Raw genomic sequence first — 24,495 nt, 5'->3', positions numbered from 1 at the left:
CCCGTTCGGCGAACGCGTCGAGCGGGGCGAGCACTTGAGGTGAACGCGCGGGTTCCACTGGTCGTCTCCACGAGGATTCCCACCTCGGCGAGCGGGTCGAGGCAGCGGTGCGCGTTGGTGGACTCGATGCCCAGCTACTGGGTCAACAAATCGGCGACCTTCCACACCGCCGAGTCGGGAACGTGCGGTGATCATCTGCGGCAGCGCGGGAACCCGGTGGGCGTGAGTTTTTGTGACGACATCATCAGCGGCCCGGGCGGACAACAGATCCTGCCGCAGGATCCCTTTGGCGAATTCGTGGAACCATTCCGGGCACCACCGCGTCTAACAGCGGAGCCAACGAAATAACTTGTGCCACTTTAGTTTCGGTGGTCGCATGGCGGCGATTCTTGTCGGTGGCCGTTCGTAAGATTCGGGGCATGGGTTCGAGCAGTCGCGAGGAGATCGTCGAGGTTTTCGACGCGCTCGATCACGAGTTGGAGCGCTTGTCCGGGTTGTCGTTTGACGTGTTCACCACCCCGGAACGGCTACGCGCCGTGGAGCGCCTCGAGCGCGTGGCGCGTCGGCTGCGCGCCCCCCAGCACGCGTTGATCAACCAGCTCGACGCGCAGGCCACTCCGGCAGAACTGGGCGGCAACCTGTGTTGCGCGCTGGCCGACCGGTTGCGGATCACGAAAGCCGAGGCCGGGCGGCGTATCGCCGAGGCCGAGGATTTGGGTGAGCGACGGGCGTTGACCGGTGAGCCGCTGGCCCCGCACCTATGCGCGACGGCGGCCGCGCAGCGGGAGGGGTTGATCGGGGATGGGCATGTACGGGTGATCCGCGGGTTTTTCGCCCACCTGCCCGCGCACGTGGACCCGTGGACCTGGGAGGCCGCCGAGGCGGATCTGGCGCGGAAGGCCCGCAGGTATCGCCCCGACGAGTTGGCCAAGTACGCGCGGCGGGTGATGGACTGGCTGCACCCGGATGGGGATTTCAGTGATGCGCAGCGGGCCCGCCGGCGCGGCATCGTCCTGGGCCACCAGGAATTCGACGGGATGTCCCGCATCAGCGGCCTGATCACCCCGGAATTGCGCGCCGCCGTCGAGGCCATGCTCGCCAAGCTGGCCGCGCCCGGCGCGTGCAATCCCGACGACGAAACCCCGGTGGTCGGCGACACTCCGGATGAGGACGCGGTGCACCGCGACACCCGATCGACCGCCCAGCGCAACCACGACGCGTTCCTGGCCGGGCTGCGTGCGCTGTTCTCCTCCGGCGAGCTCGGCAGCCACAACGGGCTGCCGGTGTCGATCGTGGCGATGACGACGCTCAAGGAGCTGGAGGCCGCGACCGGCAAGGCATTGACCGGGGGCGGCACCCTGGTGCCGATGTCGGATGTGATCCGCTGGGCCGGCCACGCCCACCACTATCTGGCGATCTTCGATGGGGCCAAGCCGCTGGCGCTCTATCACACGAAACGGCTGGCCTCGCCCGCGCAGCGCATCATGCTCTACGCCCGCGATCGCGGCTGCACCAAACCGGGCTGTGACGCCCCGGCCTACCACAGCCAGGTCCACCACGTCACCGGCTGGGCAACCACCCGCACCACCGGCGTCGACGACCTCACCCTGGCCTGCGGCCCCGACAACCGCCTCGCCGAACAAGGATGGACCACCCGCACCAACGTCCACGGCGACACCGAATGGATCCCCCCGCCGCATCTTGATCGAGGACAACCCCGAATCAACACCTTTCATCACCCCGAAAAACTCCTGCACACGGAAGATGACGACGGCGGCGAGGAAGACGAAAGCCACGCCTAGCGCCCCGGCCGCGGGTACCCTCACAGCCACTGATCGCGTCCGGGGGCAAGGAGGCACCGGGTGTCGTATGTCCTGGCCACGCCGGAATTGTTGTCGGCTGCTGCCGAGGATCTGGCCGGGATCGGCTCGGCGGTCAACGCCGCGAACGCGGCGGCCGCGAACTCCACCACGTCGCTGTTGGCCGCGGGCGCCGACGAGGTGTCGACGTGCATCGCCGGGTTGTTCGGCGCGCACGGCTTGGAATTCCAGGCGGTCACCGCGCAAGCCGTGCAGTTGCACGACAGGTTCGTGAACACCCTGGCGGCGAACGCCAACACGTATCTGACCGCCGAGATCGCAACGGCCGAGGCGCTGTTGGGGAGCCCGGCGGTCCCGGCCGGCGCGGCGGGCACGCGGATCACGGTTCCCGGCGCGGGGCCGCTGTACTACCCGAACTTCATCACCAATCTGCCCTATCTGGGGCAGTTGGTGTACGCGGGCAGCATCCCGGGGCCGATCTCCGTGTCGATCCTGCAGGGGTACGACCTGCTGAACCACGCCATCGGGGAGAACTGGTTCCCCGGCACCACCCCCCAGGTGGTCAACTACCCGGCCAGCATCGGCATCATCAGCGGTAGCCTGGCCGCCCCCGGCGTCAACCAGGCCCTCGCCATGGGGCAGCGAGCGCTCAACGACCAGATCTTCAATGCGTTCGCCAACGGCAACGGTTCACCGGTGCGCATCGCCGCGCTGTCGGAGGGAACCCTCGTCGTCAACCGCGAATTGGCCGCCCTGGCCGCGGACCCGACCGCGCCACCGCACGGCGCCCTGCAGTTCGCGATGTTCAACGGCCCCGAGTCCGGCTTGTTCCACACCTACCTGCCGAACGGGGTGACCGTGCCTTTCGTCGACTACACCGCGCAGGGCGTGCCGAGCACCCAGTACGACGTCAGCGTGGTGTTCGGTCAGTACGACTTCTTCGGCAATCCGCCCGACCGCCCGTGGAACATTCCGGCCTGGGTGAACTCGCTGGCCGCCGGGATCTACAACCACAACACCACCTCGCTGGCCTCGATGTCGGACGCCGTGCAGGTCTCCAGCGTGACCACCTCGCTGGGCGGCACGATCACCACCGACATGGTCCCGGCTCCGACCCTGCCGATGTTGTACCCGCTTCAGCAGCTCGGCGTCCCGCAGCCAATCGTCAGCGACCTCAACGCGTTTCTGCATCCGATCGTCGACGACGGCTACTCGTCCCTGACGCCGAACGCCGGGCCGTACTTCTTGCAGGGGACCCTCCAAGGCTTGCCCCCGTTGCCGAATCTCTTCTGGTGACGCGAACGAACTAACCGGCCAACGCCGCCCGGATGCACACCGTGACGTACGGCAGCGCCAGGCCGTTCGAATTGGCAAGCGCCGGGTGGGTGGCCAGCAACTCGCGCACCTGGTCGAGCGTTCTGGTGCGGACCTCGGTCGGCGAGGTGATGCAGTAGCTGCGGGATGCCACCAGGTCGATCAAGGCTTGCGGCGTAAGGTAATTCGTCCACTCCACCTGGTGGCGCTCGGGCTCGGAGAACGACGTGGACAGCGAGACGTCGAAGCGGCCCCCGTCGCCGTCGGAGCCGATGATCTCGCCCAGCTCGCGCACCCAGCCCAGCCGTTCGTCGCGGGTGTTCCACACCAGGCCGAGCCGCCCGCCGGGCCGAAGCACGCGGGCCACCTCCGGGATCGCCCGCTCGGGATCCACCCAGTGCCATGCCTGGGCGACGACCACGGCGTCAACGCTGTTGTCCTCCAACGGAATCTCTTCCGCGGTGCCCAGCAGGGCGCGGGTCTCCGGCAGCGAGGAGCGCAGCACCTCCAGCATGTCGGGGATCGGGTCGACGGCCACCACGTCGAAACCGCGTTCCACCAGCCGGGTGGTCAGCTTGCCGGTGCCCGCGCCCAGATCCAGCACTTGGCGCGCGCCGCGCGGTATCAGCCAGTCGATCGCCTCCGGCGGATAGGAGGGGCGGCCACGCTCGTAAGCGGCGGCCGCCGAGCCGAACGACAGGGAGCGTTCCTGGCTGGAGCGGATCATCGCCGACCCCTAGCCGAGTCCGCCAAATCCAGCGTCTTGCGGATCAACTCGCCGACGGCCTCGGATTCCACCAGGAACCCGTCGTGCCCGCAGATGGAGTCGACGACGCGCAGCTCGGAGCAGCCCGGCAGCAGCTCGGCCAGCTCCTTTTGCAGGCGCAGCGGGTAGAGCCGGTCGGAGGTGATGCCGCCGACCACCACCTGCACCGGGCAACCGCGCAGCGCGCGCTCGACGCCGCCGCGTCCGCGGCCGACGTCGTGACTGCTCAGCGCCTCGGTGAGGATGACGTAGCTGCCGGCGTCGAAGCGGGCCAACAGTTTGTCGCCCTGGTGCTCCAGGTAGCTCTGCACGGCGTAGCGGCCGCCGCCAAATGGGGCGGCCGGATCCTCGTCGTCCTGGGCGTCGTTGGCGAACCGCGTGTCGAGCTCGACCTCGCCGCGGTAGGTCAGGTGCGCGAAGCGGCGGGCGATCGTCAACCCGGCGTCCGGCGATGCCCCGGTCTCGTAGTAGTCGCCGCCGTGCCAGTTCGGGTCGGCCTTGATGGCCGCCACCTGCGTGGCCTGCGTGCCGATCTGGTCGGCGGTGGCGCGCGCGCCGACGGCCAGCAGCAGCCCGGACCGCACCCGGTCGGGGTGGCCGACGATCCATTCCAAAGCCCTTGCGCCGCCCATGGATCCGCCGACCACGGCGGCCACCTGGTCGATGCCCAGGGCGGCCAGCGCGGCGATGTCGGCCTCCACCTGGTCGCGCACGGAAATCAGCGGAAACCTTGAGCCCCAAGGCTTTCCGTCCCGCGCCAGGGAGCTGGGGCCGGTCGAGCCTCGGCAGCCACCGAGCACGTTGGTGGCCACCGCGCACCAGCGGTCGGTGTCGATCGGCGCGCCCGGGCCGGCCACGCCGTCCCACCAGCCGGGCGTGGGATGCCCGGGCCCGGCGGGCCCGGTGATGTGCGAGTCGCCGGTGAGCGCGTGCAGGACCATCACCACGTTGTCGCGCGTCGGCGACAGCTCGCCCCAGCGCTGGACCGCGATGCACACGTCGTCGATCACCGCACCGCTCTCGGTGGTCAGCGAGCCGATGTGGACGAGGCCGACCTCGCCTTGGGCGGGCAGCGTCTGCGTCGGGACGTCGGAGATCGTCATGTCAGGACCCCTCAGAACGCCGCCACGGCTTGGGGATCGGCCGCCCCAGCCCCTTGCGCCCCGAATTTCCGGGCCGCGGCGAAGCCGAGCTCCAGATCGGCCAGGATGTCGTCGATGCCTTCGATGCCGACGGCCAGCCGCACCAGGCCGGGGGTGACGCCGGTGGCCAGTTGTTCCTCGGCCGAAAGCTGGGCATGCGTGGTCGACGCCGGGTGAATCACCAGCGAGCGCACGTCGCCGATGTTGGCCACGTGGCTGTGCAGCTGCAGCGCGTTCACGAACGCCTTGCCGGCCTCGATGCCACCGGCCAGCTCGAAGGCCAGCACGGCTCCGGTTCCCTTGGGTGCCAGCTTCTTTCCCCGTTCGTACCACGGTGAGCTGGGCAGCCCCGCGTAGTTGACGGACAGCACGCCGTCATGGGCCTCCAAGAACTCGGCGACCCGCTGCGCGTTGGCGACGTGCCGCTCGACGCGCAGGCTCAGCGTCTCCAGGCCCTGGGCCACCAGGAACGCGTTGAACGGCGCGGCGGCCGAGCCCAGGTCGCGCAGCAGTTGCACGCGGGCCTTGAGCGCGTACGCCGGCGGTCCCAGCTCGGCGAACACCACGCCGTGATAGCTGGGGTCGGGCGTGGTGAATCCGGGGAAGCGGCCCTGCGTCCAGTCGAAGGTGCCGCCGTCGACGATCACGCCGGCGATCGCGGAGCCGTGCCCGCCGAGGTACTTGGTGGCCGAGTGCACCACGATGTCGGCCCCGTGCGCGAACGGCTGGATCAGGTAGGGCGTCGCGATGGTGTTGTCGACGATCAGCGGCACACCGTTGGCGTGGGCGACCCCGGAAACCCCCGGAATGTCCAGGATGTCGATCTGCGGGTTGGAGATGGTCTCGCCGAAGAACGCCTTGGTGTTCGGCCGCACCGCCGCCTGCCATGAATCGAGGTCGTCGGGATCGTCGACGAAGCTGACCTCGATGCCGAGCTTCGGCAGCGAATAGTGGAACAGGTTGTAGGTGCCGCCGTAGAGCCGCGGGCTGGAGACGATGTGATCTCCGGCACTCGCGAGGTTCAATATGGCGAATGTCTCAGCCGCCTGCCCGGAGGACAGGAACAGCGCGGCCACCCCGCCCTCGAGTGCGGCGATGCGTTGCTCGACGACGTCGGTGGTCGGGTTGCCGATCCGGGTGTAGATGTTGCCCGGGACCTCGAGCCCGAACAGCGCGGCGGCGTGCGTGGTGTCGTCGAAGACATAGGACGTGGTCTGGTAGATCGGCAGCGCCCGGGCGTGGGTCGCGGGGTCGGGACTCTGGCCGGCGTGGACCTGCTTCGTCTCGAAGGACCAGTGCGCGGCGGGTTCGGCGGGGTCCGTTTCGGGGCTGGTTTCGTTGTTTTGGGAGCTCACGTGCGGTGCTTTCTTCTCAGCAGGGCATGAATTCGGGTATCGGTGAGTGCGCGGTCGGACTACCGACGGCAGACAAAACCGCAGACAAAACGACGCCAATGAGCTTGATGAATGCGCATCACGTTTCCCCTCTAGTCAGGGGTCCGGTATGGCGGACCCGCGCTTGCCGCGCAGCCTGTGGCTACTAGACCTGGTCTTTCACCCGGGGCACCCCACCGCGGTTGGAGGGTTGCCGGCCAGCAAGCCGGGGCTTAGCGCTGGCACTCATGACCGATGTGAAGCGTATCTCATCACCGCTCGTCCACGCCAACGAAGATGCCAATGCGCGGTCGACACCTGTCCAAACACCCTTGATAACGTGGCAACCAGAACGCTGAGAACCATCATTCACTGACCAATGACGCCGGGAGATGGACCGTGTGCGCCGAACAGCCGACCGTCATCTACACGCTGACCGACGAGGCGCCGCTGCTGGCGACCTACGCGTTCCTGCCGATCGTGCGAGCCTTCGCCGAGCCGGCGGGCATCAAGATCGAGGCGAGTGACATCTCCGTCGCCGCCCGGATCCTCGCCGAGTTCCCGGAGGACCTGACCGACGAGCAGCGGGTTCCGGACAACCTGGCAGAGCTGGGCCGCATGACGAAGCTGGCCGACACCAACATCATCAAGCTGCCGAATATCAGCGCCTCGGTGCCCCAACTGGTAGCCGCCGTCAAGGAACTACAGGACAAGGGATTCAAAATTCCGGACTTCCCCCAGAGTCCGAAGACCGACGAGGACTCCGAAATCCGCGACCGCTACGCGAAATGCCTGGGCAGCGCCGTCAACCCGGTACTGCGACAAGGCAACTCGGACCGCCGTGCGCCCAAGGCGGTCAAGGAGTACGCGCGCAAGCACCCGCACAGCATGGCGCCGTGGTCTCAGGCGTCGCGCACCCACGTCGCGACCATGCGGCACGGCGACTTCTACCATGGCGAAAAGTCGATGACGCTGGACCGCTCATGCAACGTGAAGATGGAGCTGGAGACCAAGAGCGGCGAGACGATCGTGCTCAAGCCCATGGTGTCGCTGCGCAAGGGCGACATCATCGACAGCATGTTCATGAGCAAGAAGGCGCTCTGCGAGTTCTACGAGGAACAGATGCAGGACGCCTACGAGACCGGCGTGATGTTCTCGCTCCACGTCAAGGCGACGATGATGAAGGTGTCGCACCCCATCGTCTTCGGCCACGCCGTCAAGATCTTCTACAAAGACGCCTTCGCCAAGCATCAGGCGCTCTTCGACGAGCTCGGCGTCAACGTCAACAACGGATTGGTGGACCTTTACAACAAGATCGAGTCGCTGCCGGCGTCGCTACACGACGAGATCATTCGCGACCTGCACGCCTGCCACGAACACCGTCCCGAGCTGGCGATGGTCGATTCGGCCAAGGGCATCACCAACTTCCATTCGCCCAGCGACGTGATCGTGGACGCGTCGATGCCGGCGATGATCCGCGCCGGCGGCAAGATGTGGGGCGCCGACGGGCGGCAGAAGGACACCAAGGCCGTCAACCCCGAGTCGACCTTCTCCCGCATCTACCAGGAGATCATCAACTTCTGTAAGACCCACGGGCAGTTCGATCCGACGACGATGGGCACCGTGCCGAATGTCGGGCTGATGGCGCAAGAGGCCGAGGAATACGGCTCGCACGACAAGACTTTCGAGATCCCCGAGGACGGCGTCGCCAACATCGTCGACATCGACACCGGGGAAGTCCTGCTGACGCAGAACGTGGAAGCCGGCGACATCTGGCGCATGCCCATCGTCAGGGACGAACCGATCCGCGACTGGGTCAAACTGGCCGTCGCCCGGGCGCGTAACTCGGGCATGCCGGTGGTGTTCTGGCTGGACGTGTGGCGCCCGCACGAGAGCGAACTGCGCAAGAAGGTCAACACCTACCTGGCCGATCACGACACCGAGGGCCTGGACATCCAGATCATGTCGCAGGAGCGCGCGATGCGGCACACGATCGAGCGCGCGATGCGCGGGCAGGACACCATCGCGGCGACCGGAAACATCCTGCGCGACTACCTCACCGACCTGTTCCCCATCCTGGAGCTCGGCACCAGCGCCAAGATGCTGTCCATCGTGCCGCTGATGTCCGGCGGCGGAATGTACGAAACCGGGGCGGGCGGCTCGGCGCCGAAGCACGTCCACCAGCTCGTCGAGGAAAACCATCTGCGCTGGGACTCACTGGGTGAATTCCTCGCTCTGGGAGCGTGTTTCGAAGACATCGGCATCAAGACCGGCAACGAGCGCGCCAAGATTCTCGGCAAGACGCTGGACGCGGCGATCGGAAAGCTGTTGGAGAACAACAAGAGCCCGTCGCGCAAGACCGGCGAGCTCGACAACCGCGGCAGCCAGTTCTACCTCGCGCTGTACTGGGCCGAGCAACTCGCCGCGCAATCCGACGACGAAGAGTTGCGTGAGCACTTCGCGGCGCTGGCCGACGAGTTGAGCCGCAACGAGGACGCCATCGCCGCCGAACTCGCGGAGGTGCAGGGCGAGGCGGTCGACATCGGCGGCTACTATCGCCCGGACACGGAGAAGACGACTGCAGTTATGCGGCCGAGCAAAACATTCAACGAAGCGCTAGCAGCTTCGCAAGCCTCCCAAGGCTAGAGCCGCGAGAAGAAAGTCGAACTCGAATGTCCAACGAATCCAAGATCAAGGTCAAGGGCCCGGTAGTCGAGCTCGACGGCGACGAGATGACCCGCGTCATCTGGAAGCTCATCAAGGACATGCTGATCCTGCCGCACCTCGACATCAACCTGGACTACTACGACCTGGGCATCGAGCACCGCGACCGCACCGACGACCAGGTGACGATCGACGCGGCCTATGCGATCAAGAAGCACGGCGTGGGCGTCAAGTGCGCGACCATCACCCCGGACGAGGCCCGGGTCCACGAATTCAACCTGAAGAAGATGTGGCTGTCGCCCAACGGGACGATCCGGAACATCCTGGGCGGCACCATCTTCCGCGAGCCGATCGTGATCTCCAATGTGCCGCGGCTGGTTCCGGGCTGGACCAAGCCGATCGTCATCGGCCGTCACGCGTTCGGTGACCAGTACCGCGCGACGAACTTCAAGGTCGACAAGCCCGGCACAGTCACGCTGACGTTCACGCCGGCCGACGGCAGCGAGCCGATGGTGCACGAGGTGGTGTCCATTCCCGAAGACGGCGGCGTCGTGATGGGGATGTACAACTTCAAGGACTCCATCCGAGATTTCGCGCGCGCCTCGTTCGCCTACGGCCTCAACGCCAAATGGCCGGTGTACCTGTCCACCAAGAACACCATCCTCAAGGCCTACGACGGCATGTTCAAAGACGAGTTCCAGCGCATCTACGACGAGGAATTCAAGGAGCAGTTCGAGGCCGAGGGGCTGACCTACGAGCACCGGCTCATCGACGACATGGTGGCGGCCTGCCTCAAGTGGGAGGGCGGCTACGTGTGGGCCTGCAAGAACTACGACGGCGACGTGCAGTCCGACACCGTCGCGCAGGGCTACGGCTCGCTGGGGCTGATGACGTCGGTGCTGATGACGGCCGACGGCAAGACCGTCGAGGCCGAGGCCGCGCACGGCACCGTCACTCGCCACTTCCGGCAGTACCAGGCGGGCAAGCCGACCTCGACGAACCCGATCGCGTCGATCTTCGCCTGGACCCGGGGCTTGCAGCACCGCGGCAAGCTGGACGACACCCCCGAGGTGATCGAGTTCGCCAAGAAGCTCGAAGAGGTCGTCATCGCCACCGTCGAGGACGGCAAGATGACCAAGGACCTGGCCATCCTCATCGGCCCAGACCAGGAATGGCAGCAGAGCGAGGAGTTCCTCAACTCCATCGCCGAGAACCTGGAGAAGGCGCTAGCCGGCTGACTCTTCGCGGCCCGTGACCGGGCAGCATTCCTCGATGAAGTCGGTGATCACCGCGGTGATCCGTTCCGGCGCCTCGAACATCGGCACGTGGCCCACGCCGTCGAGCTTGGTGACCTGGTGACTGTCTTTGGGCAGGTGGTCGGTGAAGTGCCGGCTGAACCTGGGCGCGGGCAGGATCCGGTCCTTCTCGCAGATCACCAGATGAGCCGGGACGGCGTTCTGCGCGACCTCCCGCAGGCCGTGCAGCAGCGTGGCCTTGACCAGCAGCTGGAAGTAGGCGGGGCAGTGCGCGACATCGTCGATACAGCCGAGCAGTTGAGCGTCGCTGACCCCGTCCGGCGTTGCGCTGATCGCGTAGGTGGCCAATTGCCGGCTGAACGGCAGGCGCAGCACGCGCGGCCCGAAGGCCCAGGCCAGCAGCAGCAGCGGGATGCCCAGGATGAACTTGAAGATCACCTCGAACTTTGCCGGCGTCCAGCGCGTCCAGCCGCCGGCCGGCGCGATGCCGGTGACGCTGCGGGCCCGGCCGCGCCGCTCCAGCTCGAAGGCCACCCAGCCGCCCAGCGAGTTGCCCACGATGTGGGCGGTTTTCCAGCCCATTTCGTCCATTTGGCGCTCGACGTGGTCGGCGAGCACCTCCGACGACAGGAACCAGGTGCCGGCCTTGGGCCCGCCGTTGTGGCCGGCCATCGTCGGGGCGAAGACCTCGTAGCGGCCGGTGTCGGCCAGCTGCCGGGCCACGTCCTCCCACACCGCCTGCGACAGCAGGAACGGATGCAGCAGCAGGATCGGTTCGCCCGAACCTTCTCGAGAACTGAGGTGGATCGGCGGACGGGTCCCCACGTTGCTCCCCATGGACCCGACAGTAATGGCGGTACCGGCGGTACTGCAAACAGCGGCCGGTCCGCCCGTGAAAAGATCGGGACATCATGAGCACCGCTACCGGATCCCGCCGGCTCTTCTCCGGCGTGCAGCCCACCTCCGACTCGCTTCACCTGGGTAATGCCTTGGGCGCCATCACCCAGTGGGTGGCGCTGCAAGACGACCACGACGCGTTCTTCTGCGTCGTCGACCTGCACGCGATCACCATCCCGCAGGATCCCGAGGCGCTGCGCCGCCGGACCCTGGTCACCGCCGCGCAGTACCTGGCGCTGGGCATCGACCCGGACCGCAGCACCGTGTTCGTGCAGAGCCACGTGCCCGCCCACACCCAGCTGGCGTGGGTGCTGGGCTGCTTCACCGGCTTCGGGCAGGCATCGCGGATGACGCAGTTCAAGGACAAGTCCACCCGCCAGGGCAGCGACTCGACCACGGTGGGCCTGTTCACCTACCCGGTGCTGCAGGCGGCCGACGTGCTGGCCTACGACAGCGATCTGGTGCCCGTGGGCGAGGACCAGCGACAGCACCTCGAGCTGGCGCGCGACGTCGCGCAGCGGTTCAACAGCCGCTTTCCCGACACCTTCGTCGTGCCCGACGTGCTCATCCCCAAGGTGACCGCCAAGATCTACGACCTGGCCGACCCGACGTCGAAGATGAGCAAATCGGCGGCCACGGACGCCGGGCTGATCAACCTGCTCGACGACCCGGCGTTGTCGGCCAAGAAGATTCGCTCCGCGGTGACCGACAGCGAGCGCGAGATCCGTTACGACACCGAGGCCAAGGCGGGCGTGTCGAACCTGCTGACCATCCAGTCGGCGGTCACCGGCGTCGCCATCGACAAGCTCGTCGAGGGCTACGCCGGGCGCGGCTACGGCGACCTGAAGAAGGACACCGCCGAGGCCGTCGTCGAATTCGTCGGCCCGATCAAGGCGCGCGTCGACGAATTGATGTCGGACCGTGCCGAATTGGAGTCGGTGCTGGCGGCCGGGGCGCAGCGCGCCGAGGAGGTCGCCGGGAAAACCGTTCGGCGGGTCTACGATCGGTTGGGGTTCCTTCCGGTACCGGAATAGGGTTGCGCATGAGCGAGCCGGCCAAGCCAGGCATCCTGGATCGGCTGCGGGCCCGGTTTCGGTGGCTCGACCACGTCATGCGCGCCTATCAGCGTTTCGACGAGCGCAACGGCGGCTTCTACGCCGCGGGCCTCACCTACTACACGATTTTCGCGTTGTTCCCCTTGCTGATGGTCGGTTTCGCGGCGTTCGGGTTCCTGCTGTCGCGCCGGCCGCAGCTGCTGAACACGATCGACGACCACATCCGGTCCTCGGTGACCGGCGCGCTTTCGCAGCAGCTGGTCGACCTGATGAATTCGGCGATAGACGCGCGGACCTCCGTCGGCGTCATCGGGCTGGCCACCGCCGCCTGGGCGGGCGTGGGCTGGATCTCGCACCTGCGCGGCGCGGTGACCGAGATGTGGTGGGACAAGCGCGTCGAGTCGCCGGGGTTCCTGCGCAACAAGCTGTCCGACCTGGTGGCGATGCTGGGGACGTTCACGGTCATGGTGGCCACCGTGGTGCTGAGCACGTTGGGTCACGAGGCGCCGATGGGCGCCGTCCTGAGATGGCTTGGCATACCGGAGTTTTCGGTGTTCGACTGGCTCTTCCGGCTGTTCTCGATATTGATCTCATTGTTCGTGTCGTGGCTGCTGTTCGCGTGGATGATCGCCCGGCTACCCCGCGAGAAGGTGGACCTGGTAGCCGCGCTGCGGGCCGGCCTCCTGGCGGCGACGGGCTTCGAGCTGTTCAAGCAGGTGGCGTCGCTGTACTTGAAGGCGGTGCTGCGCAGCCCCGCCGGCGTGGTCTTCGGGCCGGTGCTCGGCCTCATGGTGTTCTCCTACGTCACCGCGTATCTGGTGCTGTTCGCCGCCGCCTGGGCCGCCACCGCGTCCCGCGATCCGCGCGCTAAGCACGTGGAGCCCCCGCCGCCGGCGATCATCGCCCCACGGGTGCAGGTGGACGAGGGGCTGTCCACGCGCCAGACGCTGACCGCGATGGGCGTGGGAGCCGTTGGGGCGCTGGCGTTTTCCCGGCTGACCCGCCGGCTCCGCTAGCCCTCGCAGGTTTCACAGCCCGACGGTCCTGCCGACGGCGACGGTGACGGCGGCGACGAAGATCAGCGCCGTGAGCGCCACGTTGCGCGGTTCGCGAAGGTAGGCGTGCGATCCGATGGCGCCGATCATGACGACGGCGAAGCCGGCCGCGGCGAGCGGCGTGAGGAACGCGGCCACCCCCAGCAGGCGCGGGAGCAGAATGCCGACGGCGCCCAGCAATTCGCAAAACGCGGTGACGCGGATAACCGGAAGCGGGAACGGCGCGACGCCGGTCTGCCCACTCGCGATGAGCCGGTCCTTGGGCCGGCTGATCTTCGCCAGGCCGGACGCGGTGAAGACCGCGGCGAGCGCCGCCTGCAGTGTCCAGAGCAAGACGTTCATCATGTCCTCCTGAGTTGTTGGCTACTCAGAGGTATGACGGGGCGGCGGGCCTAGACGTGACACCAATCGCCGCGGACCATGACGGCCGTCACAGCCAAGGCGCCGTCCAGCACAACCAGATTCGCGTCGTGGCCCGCCCGCAGGCCGCCCACCCGCTCGAGGCCCAGCGCCCGCGCCGGCGTCGCCGCCGTCATCGCGACCGCGGCGGAGAGCCCCGCGTCGGCGGCCACGGCGCGGAAGACTCGATCCATGGTGGCGGTGCTGCCGGCGATCGTCGACGTGCCATGCACCCGCGCCACGCCCGACACGGCGTCGACGGGCACCGCGCCGAGCCGAAACGTCCCGTCGGCGCAGCCGGCCGCGGCGAGCGCGTCGGTGACCAGGGCGACCCGGTCGGGCCCCGCGGCCGCGATTACCGCGCGCACCACCTCCGGGTGCACGTGCACGCCGTCGGCGATGAGTTCGACGGTGACCCCGGGGTCGCGCAGCAATGCGAGCGCGGGCCCCGGTTCGCGGTGGTGCAGCGGCGGCATCGCGTTGAACAGGTGGGTGCCGACCGTGGCGCCGGCGGCGATGGCCCGTTGGGTCTGTTCGTAGCTCGCGTCGGTATGGCCCACCGCCGCAACGACATCCGCGTCCAGGAAGCGCCGGATCGCGTCGTCGGCCCCCGGCAGTTCGGGCGCCAGCGTGACCATCCGGACGGCGCCCTCGCCGGCGGCCAGCACGGCGTCGACCTCGGCGGGGTCCGGGTGGCGCATCCGGGTGGGGTCGTGCGCCCCGCAGCGGGCCGGGCTCAGCCAGGGCCCCTCCAGGTGGATGCCCGCGATCGCGCCCCGCCTTGTGGCCGCTGCGAGCGCGCGGACGCCGGCGATCAGCTCCGCCGGCGCGGCGGTGACCAGGCTGGCCAGCGTGGTGGTGGTGCCGTGGCGCCGGTGGAAATCCGCGGCCGCGTCGATGGCGTCGGGGTCGGTGTCGGCCTCGGTGTAGGAGGCGCCGCCGCCGCCGTGCACGTGCATGTCGACAAAGCCAGGCACCACAACGCAATCCGGGAAGTCCCGGTCGGCCGGACCCGGCGGAGGCCCGGCGCCGCAGGCGCGGATCTGCCGGCCGGCCGTCTCCAGCCACCCCGGCCGGCAGACCTGCCCGTCGAGAACCATCGTCCCCGAACCGATCAGTCCCATCGACCGCCGTTTTCCCAGAAGTGCCTGATGTCCTCGAGTTGGCGCCCCTTGGTTTCGGGGGCGTACCGGTAGACGAACACGAATGCGACCAGCGTGAGGGCCACGAACACCGCGAAAGTGCCTGCGCCGCCGAGTGAATGCAACAACGTCAGGAACACGGCGGCGATGATCGCGTTGGCCACCAGGTTGGAGGTGAGCATCGTGCTGGAGCCGATGGACCGCAGCCGCGACGGGAAGCTCTCGCTCGCGTACACCCAGCCCAGCGAGCCGAAACCCGCGGTGTAGCCGAAGATGAACACCACGACGCCGGCGAACCCGAACACCAGGCCGGCGCCGCCGAGACGGCCCTGGGCGAACACGGCCATCAGGACGACGTCGGCGGCGATCATCATGGCGATGCCGCACAACAGGATTGGGCGCCGGCCCAGCCGGTCCACCAGAAGCAGCGACGTGCCCACGGCCGCCAGTCCGGCGACCTGAACCAGCGCCGGCAGGGCCAGCAGGGCGAAATTGCCGGTGAAGCCCATCGCTTCGAATATCCGAGGGCTGTAGTAGATGATCGCGTTGATTCCGGTGATCTGTATCAGGAAGCCGAGCGTGATCACGAACACGGTCGCCCGCAAGTACGGTCGGCGCAGCATCTCGGAGAAGCCGCCGCTGCCTTCGTTCAAGGCGCTTGCGATTTCGGCCAGCTCCTCGTCGGCGTTCGCGGTGGGGTCCGCGCGCAGCAGCGCGGCGCGCGCGTCGTCGGACCTGCCCTTGAGCACGTACCACCGGGCCGTGTCGGGCATCCGAATCAGCAAGGGCAGCAGCAGCATTGCGGGCACGGCGGCCAGCCCCAGCATCCACCGCCAGGCGTGCGCGCCGGCCAGCGCGTAGCCGGTCAGGTAGCCGACGACGAGTCCGCTGACGATCGCCAGTTGATAGGCCGTCAGCAGCGAGCCCCGCACCGCCGCGGGGGCCGACTCCGCCACGTACACCGGCACCACCACCACGGTCACGCCGATCGTCAGGCCCAGCAGGAAGCGCGCCGCCAACAGCATCGGCAGCGACACCGAGAACGCGCCGAGAAGCGCGAACGCAGCGTAGGCGACCAGGATCAGCGCCACCGATTTCTTCCGGCCGATCGCATTGGCCAGCACGCCGGCGCCGAGCGCCCCGAAGATCTGACCGATCACCACCATGGTGGTCAGTAGCTCTTGTTGCCGAGTCGTCAGCCCGAAGTCCTCGGTGACGAACAGCTGCACGCCGGCGATGATGGACAGGTCGTAGCCGTAGATGACGCCGACGCTGGCGGCGGTGAGCCCGAGCAGCAGGCCGCGCCGCGACGGGGCGCGCCGTGCCGTCACCGGTGTTGCGGTCGGCGGTTCATCGAGCGTGCGACCATGATCAAACTAAACACGATGATCGTTCCGATCACCGCGACGCCCACCCGCACCGGCAGCGCGTCCGCCGACGGCATCAGCCCGGCGGCCTGCGGGCCGGCGCCCGTCCGGTCGGCGGCGCCGTCGTGCTTGGTGGCCAGCAGCGACGGGTCGGGCTCGATCAGCGTGCCGACCTGGGTGCCCTGCGGCGTGGAAAACCCGTAGTCGAGCAGGTGCGCCGCCTGTTCCCACGGCGCGATCGGCTGGCGCGTCCCGTGCAGCAGCACCGCCACCAGCCGCCGCCCGTCGTGGTTGGCCGCGCCCACGAAGGTCTGCCCGGCGTCGTCGGTGTAGCCGGTCTTGCCGCCCAGCGCGCCGGGGTACTTGTAGAGCAGCTGGTTGTCGTTTTCCAGCTCGTAGCCGGGGTGGTCGCCGTGGCCGGGGAAGTCGAAGGTGCGCGTCGCGACGATGCCGGCGAAGGTGGGGTTCTGCCAGGCGTAGCGGTAGAACAGGCCGATGTCGTAGGCCGACGTGCTCATGCCGGGGCCGTCCAGCCCCGACGGGGTCGCCACCCGGGTGTCGCGGCCGCCGAGCTTGGCGGCCAGCACGTTGATCTTCTCCAGCGCCTGCTGCATCCCGCCGAGCTGCATGGCCAGCGCGTGCGCGGCGTCGTTGCCGGAGTGCATCAAGAGGCCGTGCAGCAGCTGATTGACGGTGAAGACGCCGCCGTCGGTCACGCCGACCTTGGTGCCCTCGGCGGCCGCGTCGTCGACGGTGCCCTCGACGGACTTGTTCAGCGGCAGCGCGTTGAGAGAGGCCATCGCGACCAGCACCTTGATGATGCTGGCGGGGCGGTGGCGGCCGTGCGGGTCCTTGGCGGCGATGACGGCGCCGCTGTCCAGGTCCGCCACCAGCCACGCGTCGGCCGAGACGTCGCCCGGCAGGGGCGGCGTCCCGGGTGCCGCGACGACGCCGCAGCCGCCCAGCGCCTCGCCGCCGACCGGCTTGGGGGGCACCGCCAGCGGGATCGGCGGATCGCCGGCGGCAGGCACCTCCGAGGAGTCGACGGCGGGCGGGGTGTTCACCTGGTACGGGCAGTTCGGCGGCCCCGCGTTGGGGCCCGGAGCCGGTTCGGCGGACGCGAGCGGGGCGGCCACCGGCGCGGCGACCAGGAAAAGCGTCGCTGCCAGGCATGACGCGGAACGTAACAGGGACATTGTGTCAGCAGACTAGGCGATCGGCGGCTAGATTCCCGGGAGCCGCGCTGTGACTGATGGGACAGATGTTACAAAGCGGCCCGCCCGCACGGGCACGCAGCCGAACCACTACGCTGACACCATTCAAAACAACGGCTTTTGGTCTCGGTGGCGGCGCGACGGTGACGGTCCGCGGTCGCTGGAGCAGCTGCTCAAGCAGATCGAGAAGGGCACCCAGGTCCGGAATTCCGGGCTTGACCGCGTGCTGGAAGAGCTGAAGGCGCACCGCGACAACGCGCAGGACGCCGACCTGAAATCCGCGCTCGTCTGGCTGTGCAACGCGCAGACCCGGCTGGGCAGCGACCCGAGCACGGCGCATTCCCGTGAGGTGCTGCTGGCCGCCTACGAGGTCAAGCGGGTCCTCGCTACAGCCGGCCCGACTCCTCGCTGAGCACGCCGCGCAGGATGGCCTCGATGGTGTCGAACTCGGGTTGGCCGCTGATCAACGGCGGCGCCAGCTGAATGACGGAATCGCCGCGGTCGTCGGTGCGGCAGTACATCCCGGCCTCGAACAGGGCCGCGGAGACCCGGGGCAGCAGCGTCCCGCGTTCGTCGTCGGTGAAGGTCCGCCGGGTCGCCTGGTCCTTGACCAGTTCGACGCTGTAGAAATACCCCTCGCCGCGCACGTCGCCGACGATCGGCAGGTCGTAGAGCCTCTCCAGGGTGGCGCGGAAAGCCGGCGCGTTGCGTTTGACGCGCTCGTTGAGACCCTCGCGATCGAAGATGTCGAGGTTGGCCAGCGCCACCGCGGCCGACACCGGGTGCCCGCCGAACGTATACCCATGCGGGAACATGGTTTTGGCGTCGTTGAACGGCTCGAACAACCGCTCGCTGGCGACCATCGCGCCCAGCGGTGAGTAGCCCGACGTCAGCCCCTTGGCGCAGGTGATCATGTCGGGCACGTAGCCGAAGTCCGCACAGGCGAACATCGACCCGATCCGCCCGAACGCGCAGATCACCTCGTCGGAAACGAGGAGCACGTCGTATTCGTCGCAAATCTCGCGCACCCGCTCGAAATAGCCTGGGGGAGGCGGGATCGAGCCCCCGGCGTTCTGCACCGGCTCCAGGAACACCGCCGCGACGGTCTGGGGTCCCTCGAACTCGATCGCCTCGGCGATCCGGTTGGCGGCCCACCGCCCGAAGGCCTTGAGGTCCGTGTTGAAGGGCTCGGGCGCGCGGTAGAAGTTCGTGTTGGGCACCCGGAACCCGCCGGGCGTCACCGGTTCGAACGGCGCCTTGTAGCGCGGCAGCCCGGTGATCGCCAGCGCGCCCTGGGTGGTCCCGTGGTAGGCGACCGCCCGCGAAATCACCTTGTGCTTACCGGGTTTGCCGGTGAGCTTGAAGTATTGCTTGGCCACCTTCCAGGCGGTCTCGACGGCCTCGGTGCCGCCGGTGGTGAAGAAGACCCGGTTCACCTCGCCCGGCGCATGGCGGGCGAGGCGCTCGGCGAGCTCGATCGCCGTCGGGTGGGCATACCCCCACAGCGGGAAATACGCCAGCGTGCTCGCCTGCCGGGCGGCGACCTCGGCGAGTTCGGTGCGCCCGTGGCCGACCTGGACCGTGAACAGCCCGGACAGCGCGTCGAGGTAGCTCTTGCCGCGGTCGTCGAAGATGGTGACGCCCTCGCCGCGGGTGATGATCGGCGCCGCGATGCCCGGGCCGTGCCGGGCGAAGTGCAGCCACAGGTTGTCAGTCATCTCGTTCGCGAGCGTAGCCTCGCGCTATGACCGCGGCGCAGCAGGTTAGCGAGTTCGAGTCGCTGCGACCGCATCTCATGTCGGTGGCCTACCGGCTGACCGGCACGGTGGCCGACGCCGAGGACATCGTTCAGGAGGCGTGGCTGCGTTGGCACGGGCAGAACCAGGGCATCTCGGACCTGCGGGCCTGGCTGACCACCGTGGTGAGCCGGCTCGGCCTGGACCGGTTGCGGTCGGCCGCGCATCGCCGCGAGACCTACACCGGCAACTGGCTGCCCGAGCCGGTGGTCACCCGCTTGGACCAACCCGACCCGCTGTCCGCGGTGGTGGCCAGCGAGGACGCCCGGTTCGCGGCGATGGTGGTGCTGGAGCGCCTGTCGCCCGACCAGCGGGTCGCATTCGTGCTGCACGACGGCTTCGCCGTGCCCTTCGCCGACGTGGCCGAGGTGCTGGGCACCAGCGAGGCCGCCGCGCGGCAGCTGGCGTCCAGGGCGCGCGCGGCCTTGAAAAGGGAAGGGGCGCCGCCACCGCCGGAACCCGATCCCTCGCACAACGAGGTGGTCGGCCGGCTGATGGCCGCCATCGCTGCCGGCGACCTGGAGGCCGTGGTGTCGTTGCTGCATCCCGACGTGACGTTCATCGGCGATTCAAATGGCAAGGCGCCCACGGCTATTCACGTCATCGAAGGGGCGGACAAGGTGGCCCGGTTCATCTTCGGCCTGGCCCGCCGCTATGGCGACGCGTTCTTTACCGCGAATCAGCTTGGGCTCGTCAACGGCGAGCTGGGCGCCTACACCGAGGGCAGCCCCGGCGACGACGGGCACTGGGAGATGCGGCCGCGGATCCTGGCGATCACGGTGCGCGACGGAAAGGTCCGCGCGCTATGGGATGTCGCCAACCCGGACAAGTTCACCGGCTCGCCGCTTCGGGAGCCGTCTCAGACTCGCTAGCCCAGGGGATGCGGCACGCGTCACCGGAATTGAAGCCCTGCTCGGTGATGCCCAGCGCGGAGTTCACCCGCGCGCGCATGTTCTCCAGCCCGATCTGGTAGGTCAGCTCGAACACGCCGGCGTCGCCGAAGCGGGCCCGCAGGTCGGCGACCAGCTCGTCGGTCACGGTGTGCGGGTCGGCCGTCATCGCGTCGGCGTAGGCGATGGCCGCGCGCTCGTCGTCGCTGAACGCCGGCGAGGTGGCGTAGTTGTCGATCTCCTTCAGGCGCTCCATGTCGAGGCCGTCAAGGCGCTGCAGCATGGAGCCGAAGTCGACGCACCACGAGCAGCCGATCTGGCGCGCGGTCCAGAACACCGCGAGCTCGCGCACGCTGACCGGAAGCGTCTTCGACGCACGGTCGACCATGGTTTCGTGCACGGCGCCCGCGATCATCAGCTTGCGATGATGCGCGGACACGGCGAACGGCTCGGGGACCTGGCCGTAACGCCGCTTGGCCACCCGGTACATGGCGCGGGTCAGCAGTCCGGCGCGGTTGGGGGGCAGGGGCTCGATGCGGGTTTTCTGTGTCATACCGGTCAGACGGGATGGCGCGCGAAAGTGTGACAAATACCTCCGGTATGCGGCTAGTCTCACGACCTGTGGGGGCGATTGGAAATTGACGATGACCGCGCTGTTTAGCCGGTGGTGGCGGGCCGATCAATATGACTGGCTCTCCGGTTACCTGGCGTCGCGGGGCATCAGCGGTGCCACCCGGGCCGTGTTGGCGGCCATTTCGGCGTCCATGGTGTTGTGCCTCCTCGCGCTGCTGGCGGGCTCGGACGGTCCCCGCGGGGCGGTGCCGGTGGCGATGATGTGGGCCGCCGTCGGCGGCGGGGTGGCGGGGGTGGTGCTGTGGGTATGCCGCTGGCCGACGCGCACGCAGTCACTCATTTTCGCCGTGACGTGCAACGCCTCCGTCGCCCTGGCGTGCCTGGCGCACCCGAATCCGCTTGCCGCGTTGATCGGGTGTGTCGCCTTCGCGACCTTCGGCGCGTACATGGCGTTCTTTCACACGGTGGGCTTCGTGCTGTACAACTTCGCGGTGGCCGCCGCCGTCGGCTCCTGGGAGGCGCTGTCGCTGGCCCGGGCCGGACACCCCAGCCTCGCGGGGGTGGACCTGTGGCTGGTGATCGAGGTCAACATCGCCCTGCCGGTGGCCATTCTGATCCTGGTGCGCGCGCTGGCGGGCGACCTGCTGCGGGCCGACCGCGATCCGCTGACGGGGCTGCTCAACAGGCGCGCGTTCGCGCACGAGGCCCTGGGGATGATCCTGGCCCGCCGGGGCATCGACTCCCACCTGGTGGTCATGCTGATCGATCTCGACCACTTCAAGGCCCTCAACGACCGCTGCGGCCACGCCGCGGGGGACCACGCTCTGGTCCAGGTCGCCCAGGCGCTGCTGGCCGCGGCCGACAAGCAGGCGGTGGTGGCGCGCAGCGGCGGTGAGGAGTTCCTGCTGGCCGGCACGTCTTCGGGCTGCAACGCCGAGTCGCTGGCCACGCAGATGTGCCGGGCCATCGCGGCCTCGGCGGCGGGGGTCACCGCCAGCATCGGCACCGCCTGCGCGCGCCTCGACGAGACCGCGGCCGACCCGCAATTGGTGCTGCAGGAGTTGGTCAGCGCCTCCGACGCCGCGATGTATCAGGCCAAGCGGTTGGGCGGCAACCGGAGCCATCACCACGAACTCTGCTGAGACACCGTCGAGCGTCACGCTGGCGTGACGTTCGACGCCGAACGCCACGCTGGCGCGACGCTCGGCGTCAAGGGAGTGCGTTCAGCGCGAGAACATGGTCGCGCGCTTGACCTCCTGGATCGCCTTGGTGACCTCGATGCCCCGCGGACAGGATTCGGTGCAGTTGAACGTGGTCCGGCACCGCCACACGCCGTCGACCTCGTTGAGGATGTCGAGGCGCTCGGCGGCCGCCTCGTCGCGGCTGTCGAAGATGAAGCGGTGCGCGTTGACGATCGCCGCCGGCCCGTAGTAGCTGCCCTCGTGCCAGAACACCGGGCAGCTGGTGGTGCAGCACGCGCACAGGATGCACTTGGTCGTGTCGTCGTAGCGGGCGCGGTCGGTCGGGCTCTGGATGCGTTCCCGAGTCGGCGGATTGCCGGTGGTGATCAGGTAGGGCTTCACCGCCCGGTAGGCGTCGAAGAACGGCTCCATGTCGACGACCAGGTCCTTCTCCACCGGCAGCCCGCGGATCGGTTCGACCGTGATGGTCAGTGACTTGCCGGGCTTCTTCGGCAGCAGGTCGCGCATCAGCACCTTGCAGGCCAGGCGGTTGACGCCGTTGATGCGCATGGCGTCGGAGCCGCACACGCCGTGCGCGCAGGACCGCCGGAACGTCAGCGTCCCGTCCAGGTAGCTCTTGATGTAGATCAGCAGGTTGAGCATCCGGTCGCTGGGCAGGCAGGGCACCCGAAAGCTTTGCCAGCCACCGGTTTTCGCGAAGGCGTCGGGCTGGTCGGGGTTGAACCGGGCGATCTTCACGGTCACCATCACCGCGCCCTCGGGGATCGGCGGCAATGGCGGGTCCTGCGTTTCGGCCGTCATCAGTACTTCCGTTCCTTGGGTTCGTAGCGGGTCTGCACCACGGGCTTGAAGTCCAGCGCGATATCGCTCAGCAGGTCGGTGCCCTGCTTGTAGGCCATGGTGTGGCGCATGTAGTTGACGTCGTCGCGGTTCGGGTAGTCCTCGCGGGCGTGGCCCCCGCGCGACTCCTTGCGGTTCAGCGCGCCCACCACGGTGACCTCGGCCAGCTCCAGGAGGAAGCCCAGCTCGATGGCCTCCAGCAGGTCGCTGTTGTAGCGCTTTCCCTTGTCGTGCACGGTGATTCGCGAGTAACGCTCCTTAAGGGCGTGGATGTCGGTGAGCGCCTGCTTGAGCGTCTCCTCGGTGCGGAACACCGCGGCGTTGTTGTCCATCGACTGCTGCAGGGCGCCACGGATGTCGGCGACGCGCTCGTTGCCTTGCTCGGAGAGGATGTCGGCCACCCACCCGACGACCATCGCCTCCGGCTCGGCCGGCATGTCGACGAAGTCGTGGCCCCGCGCATACGAAGCCGCAGCGATGCCGGCCCGGCGGCCGAAGACGTTGATGTCCAGCAGCGAATTGGTGCCCAGCCGGTTGGCGCCGTGCACCGACACGCACGCGCACTCGCCGGCAGCGTACAGGCCCGGGACGGTGGAGGTGTTGTCCCGCAACACCTGTCCGGTGACGGTCGTCGGGATGCCGCCCATCACGTAGTGACACGTCGGGTAGACCGGGACGAGTTCGTGCACCGGGTCCACGCCCAGATAGGTCCGGGCGAACTCGGTGATGTCGGGCAGCTTGGCCTCCAGCACGTCCTCGCCGAGGTGGCGGACATCGATGTACACGTAGTCCTTGTTGGGGCCCGCACCGCGGCCACCCAGCACCTCGAGCACCATCGAGCGCGCGACGATGTCGCGTGGCGCCAGGTCGACGATCGTCGGGGCGTAGCGCTCCATGAACCGCTCGCCGTCCGCGTTGAGCAGCCGGCCGCCCTCGCCGCGCACGGCCTCGGAGATCAGGATGCCCAGGCCGGCCAGGCCGGTCGGGTGGAACTGGTGAAACTCCATGTCCTCCAAGGGAAGTCCCTTGCGGAACACGATGCCGATGCCGTCGCCGGTCAGGGTGTGCGCGTTGGAGGTCGTCTTGTACATGCGGCCCGAGCCGCCGGTCGCGATCACGACGGCCTTGGCGTGGAAGACGTGGATCTCGCCGGTCGCCAACTCGTAGGCGACCACGCCGGTCGCCACCGGGCCGCTCGGGGTCTGGGTGAGCACCAGGTCCAGCGCGTAGAACTCGTTGAAGAACTGCACGTCGTGCTTGACGCAGTTCTGGTACAGCGTCTGCAGGATCATGTGGCCGGTGCGGTCGGCGGCGTAGCAGGCCCGGCGCACCGGCGCCTTGCCGTGGTCGCGGGTGTGCCCGCCGAAGCGGCGCTGGTCGATGCGGCCCTCGGGGGTGCGGTTGAACGGCATCCCCATCTTCTCCAGATCGAGCACCGCGTCGATGGCTTCCTTGCACATGATCTCGACGGCGTCCTGGTCGGCGAGGTAGTCGCCGCCCTTGACGGTGTCGAACGTGTGCCACTCCCAGTTGTCGTCCTCGACGTTGGCCAGCGCCGCGCACATGCCGCCCTGGGCGGCGCCGGTGTGGCTGCGGGTGGGGTAGAGCTTGGTCAGCACCGCGGTTCGCACCCGCGGCCCGGCCTCGACGGCGGCGCGCATCCCGGCACCGCCCGCGCCGACGATCACCACGTCGTATCGGTGTTGCTGGATCACGGCTCCCCTCTCCGG

At 68.4% G+C, this 24,495-nt stretch carries 21 protein-coding genes, 1 pseudogene and 1 riboswitch; of the genes and pseudogenes, 10 read left to right on the top strand and 12 right to left on the bottom strand.

The window, feature by feature from the left end:
• The first annotated feature begins 126 nt into the window (after positions 1 to 126).
• From AC5Y5E_RS03385 to AC5Y5E_RS03375, 3 genes are all read left to right on the top strand, one after another.
• Positions 127 to 348: a hypothetical protein gene (locus tag AC5Y5E_RS03385; RefSeq protein ID WP_499901549.1), complete on the top strand. Its 222-nt coding sequence runs from the start codon at positions 127 to 129 to the stop codon at positions 346 to 348.
• Positions 349 to 419: 71 nt separating this feature from the next.
• A complete protein-coding gene (locus tag AC5Y5E_RS03380; protein ID WP_499901548.1) occupies positions 420 to 1,802 on the top strand; it encodes an HNH endonuclease signature motif containing protein in 1,383 nt (460 codons plus the stop codon).
• 60 nt (positions 1,803 to 1,862) lie between these two features.
• Positions 1,863 to 3,116, top strand: a complete 1,254-nt coding sequence (locus tag AC5Y5E_RS03375) for a PE-PPE domain-containing protein (protein ID WP_499901547.1) — start codon at positions 1,863 to 1,865, stop codon at positions 3,114 to 3,116.
• Between the two features lie 10 nt (positions 3,117 to 3,126).
• Here the strand turns inward: AC5Y5E_RS03375 and AC5Y5E_RS03370 are convergent, their stop codons facing one another.
• The 3 genes from AC5Y5E_RS03370 to AC5Y5E_RS03360 are packed head-to-tail and all read right to left on the bottom strand — an operon-like array spanning position 3,127 to position 6,397.
• Entirely contained in the window at positions 3,127 to 3,861 is a 735-nt protein-coding gene (locus tag AC5Y5E_RS03370) for a class I SAM-dependent methyltransferase (RefSeq protein WP_499901546.1), read from the bottom strand.
• Entirely contained in the window at positions 3,858 to 5,003 is a 1,146-nt protein-coding gene (gene metX, locus AC5Y5E_RS03365; protein WP_499901545.1) for a homoserine O-acetyltransferase MetX, read from the bottom strand. The genes AC5Y5E_RS03370 and metX overlap by 4 nt, the downstream gene beginning before the upstream one ends.
• 11 nt (positions 5,004 to 5,014) lie before the next feature.
• Positions 5,015 to 6,397, bottom strand: a complete 1,383-nt coding sequence (locus tag AC5Y5E_RS03360; RefSeq protein WP_499901544.1) for a bifunctional o-acetylhomoserine/o-acetylserine sulfhydrylase — start codon at positions 6,395 to 6,397, stop codon at positions 5,015 to 5,017.
• Between the two features lie 154 nt (positions 6,398 to 6,551).
• A riboswitch (SAM riboswitch) is annotated at positions 6,552 to 6,669 on the bottom strand.
• 145 nt (positions 6,670 to 6,814) lie between these two features.
• Here AC5Y5E_RS03360 and AC5Y5E_RS03355 point away from each other — a divergent pair.
• Positions 6,815 to 9,061, top strand: coding sequence for an NADP-dependent isocitrate dehydrogenase (locus AC5Y5E_RS03355; protein WP_499901543.1), 2,247 nt, complete (start codon positions 6,815 to 6,817; stop codon positions 9,059 to 9,061).
• 26 nt (positions 9,062 to 9,087) lie between these two features.
• Complete coding sequence (locus tag AC5Y5E_RS03350) at positions 9,088 to 10,317, top strand: NADP-dependent isocitrate dehydrogenase (protein ID WP_499879317.1); 1,230 nt, start codon at positions 9,088 to 9,090, stop codon at positions 10,315 to 10,317.
• Here the strand turns inward: AC5Y5E_RS03350 and ephH are convergent.
• Positions 10,306 to 11,103, bottom strand: coding sequence for an epoxide hydrolase EphH (ephH, locus tag AC5Y5E_RS03345; RefSeq protein WP_499901869.1), 798 nt, complete (start codon positions 11,101 to 11,103; stop codon positions 10,306 to 10,308). The genes AC5Y5E_RS03350 and ephH overlap by 12 nt on opposite strands.
• A gap of 143 nt (positions 11,104 to 11,246) precedes the next feature.
• Here ephH and trpS point away from each other — a divergent pair, with 143 nt between their 5' ends.
• Together trpS and yhjD are read left to right on the top strand one after the other, a co-directional pair.
• On the top strand, positions 11,247 to 12,266 hold the full coding sequence (gene trpS, locus AC5Y5E_RS03340) for a tryptophan--tRNA ligase (RefSeq protein ID WP_499901542.1): 1,020 nt from the start codon (positions 11,247 to 11,249) through the stop codon (positions 12,264 to 12,266).
• Positions 12,267 to 12,274: 8 nt separating this feature from the next.
• The gene (gene yhjD / locus AC5Y5E_RS03335; RefSeq protein ID WP_499901541.1) at positions 12,275 to 13,303 is read left to right on the top strand and encodes an inner membrane protein YhjD; all 1,029 of its coding nucleotides are present in this window, start codon (positions 12,275 to 12,277) and stop codon (positions 13,301 to 13,303) included.
• Between the two features lie 12 nt (positions 13,304 to 13,315).
• On the opposite strand, the gene AC5Y5E_RS03330 is transcribed toward yhjD, so the two are convergent.
• Genes AC5Y5E_RS03330 through dacB1 form a run of 4 tightly spaced genes read right to left on the bottom strand, consistent with a single transcriptional unit; the run spans position 13,316 to position 17,446 of the window.
• Entirely contained in the window at positions 13,316 to 13,684 is a 369-nt protein-coding gene (locus AC5Y5E_RS03330; protein ID WP_499901540.1) for a DoxX family protein, read from the bottom strand.
• A 50-nt stretch (positions 13,685 to 13,734) separates the two neighbouring features.
• Positions 13,735 to 14,865, bottom strand: a complete 1,131-nt coding sequence (gene nagA, locus AC5Y5E_RS03325; RefSeq protein WP_499901539.1) for an N-acetylglucosamine-6-phosphate deacetylase — start codon at positions 14,863 to 14,865, stop codon at positions 13,735 to 13,737.
• The gene (locus AC5Y5E_RS03320; protein WP_499901538.1) at positions 14,856 to 16,214 is read right to left on the bottom strand and encodes a sugar porter family MFS transporter; all 1,359 of its coding nucleotides are present in this window, start codon (positions 16,212 to 16,214) and stop codon (positions 14,856 to 14,858) included. The genes nagA and AC5Y5E_RS03320 overlap by 10 nt, the downstream gene beginning before the upstream one ends.
• Positions 16,211 to 17,446, bottom strand: a complete 1,236-nt coding sequence (gene dacB1 / locus AC5Y5E_RS03315) for a D-alanyl-D-alanine carboxypeptidase DacB1 (RefSeq protein WP_499901537.1) — start codon at positions 17,444 to 17,446, stop codon at positions 16,211 to 16,213. The genes AC5Y5E_RS03320 and dacB1 overlap by 4 nt, the downstream gene beginning before the upstream one ends.
• Positions 17,447 to 17,624: 178 nt before the next feature.
• Here dacB1 and AC5Y5E_RS03310 point away from each other — a divergent pair, with 178 nt between their 5' ends.
• Positions 17,625 to 17,876, top strand: coding sequence for a hypothetical protein (locus AC5Y5E_RS03310; protein WP_499901868.1), 252 nt, complete (start codon positions 17,625 to 17,627; stop codon positions 17,874 to 17,876).
• On the opposite strand, the gene AC5Y5E_RS03305 is transcribed toward AC5Y5E_RS03310, so the two are convergent.
• Positions 17,851 to 19,182 (bottom strand): aspartate aminotransferase family protein, encoded by a 1,332-nt coding sequence (locus AC5Y5E_RS03305; protein ID WP_499901536.1) that lies wholly within the window; start codon positions 19,180 to 19,182, stop codon positions 17,851 to 17,853. The genes AC5Y5E_RS03310 and AC5Y5E_RS03305 overlap by 26 nt on opposite strands.
• Before the next feature lie 26 nt (positions 19,183 to 19,208).
• Between AC5Y5E_RS03305 and AC5Y5E_RS03300 the strand changes: the two genes are divergently transcribed.
• Entirely contained in the window at positions 19,209 to 20,132 is a 924-nt protein-coding gene (locus AC5Y5E_RS03300; protein ID WP_499901535.1) for a sigma-70 family RNA polymerase sigma factor, read from the top strand.
• On the opposite strand, the pseudogene AC5Y5E_RS03295 reads toward AC5Y5E_RS03300, so the two are convergent.
• A pseudogene (locus AC5Y5E_RS03295) lies at positions 20,092 to 20,757 on the bottom strand (carboxymuconolactone decarboxylase family protein); the annotation flags it as partial. The gene AC5Y5E_RS03300 and the pseudogene AC5Y5E_RS03295 sit on opposite strands and share 41 nt — an antisense overlap.
• 37 nt (positions 20,758 to 20,794) lie before the next feature.
• Here AC5Y5E_RS03295 and AC5Y5E_RS03290 point away from each other — a divergent pair.
• Positions 20,795 to 21,865, top strand: coding sequence for a GGDEF domain-containing protein (locus tag AC5Y5E_RS03290; RefSeq protein ID WP_499901534.1), 1,071 nt, complete (start codon positions 20,795 to 20,797; stop codon positions 21,863 to 21,865).
• An 81-nt stretch (positions 21,866 to 21,946) separates the two neighbouring features.
• On the opposite strand, the gene AC5Y5E_RS03285 is transcribed toward AC5Y5E_RS03290, so the two are convergent.
• Positions 21,947 to 22,726, bottom strand: a complete 780-nt coding sequence (locus tag AC5Y5E_RS03285) for a succinate dehydrogenase iron-sulfur subunit (protein WP_499901533.1) — start codon at positions 22,724 to 22,726, stop codon at positions 21,947 to 21,949.
• Positions 22,726 to 24,480 carry a succinate dehydrogenase flavoprotein subunit gene (sdhA, locus tag AC5Y5E_RS03280; RefSeq protein WP_499901532.1) on the bottom strand — a complete coding sequence of 585 codons (1,755 nt, stop codon included), beginning with the start codon at positions 24,478 to 24,480 and terminating at the stop codon, positions 22,726 to 22,728. Before sdhA ends, AC5Y5E_RS03285 begins: the two co-directional genes overlap by 1 nt.
• Positions 24,481 to 24,495: the final 15 nt, after the last annotated feature.

The organism is Mycobacterium sp. NGS54 (assembly GCF_059812465.1).
This window is presented reverse-complemented; position numbering and strand designations above follow the sequence as displayed.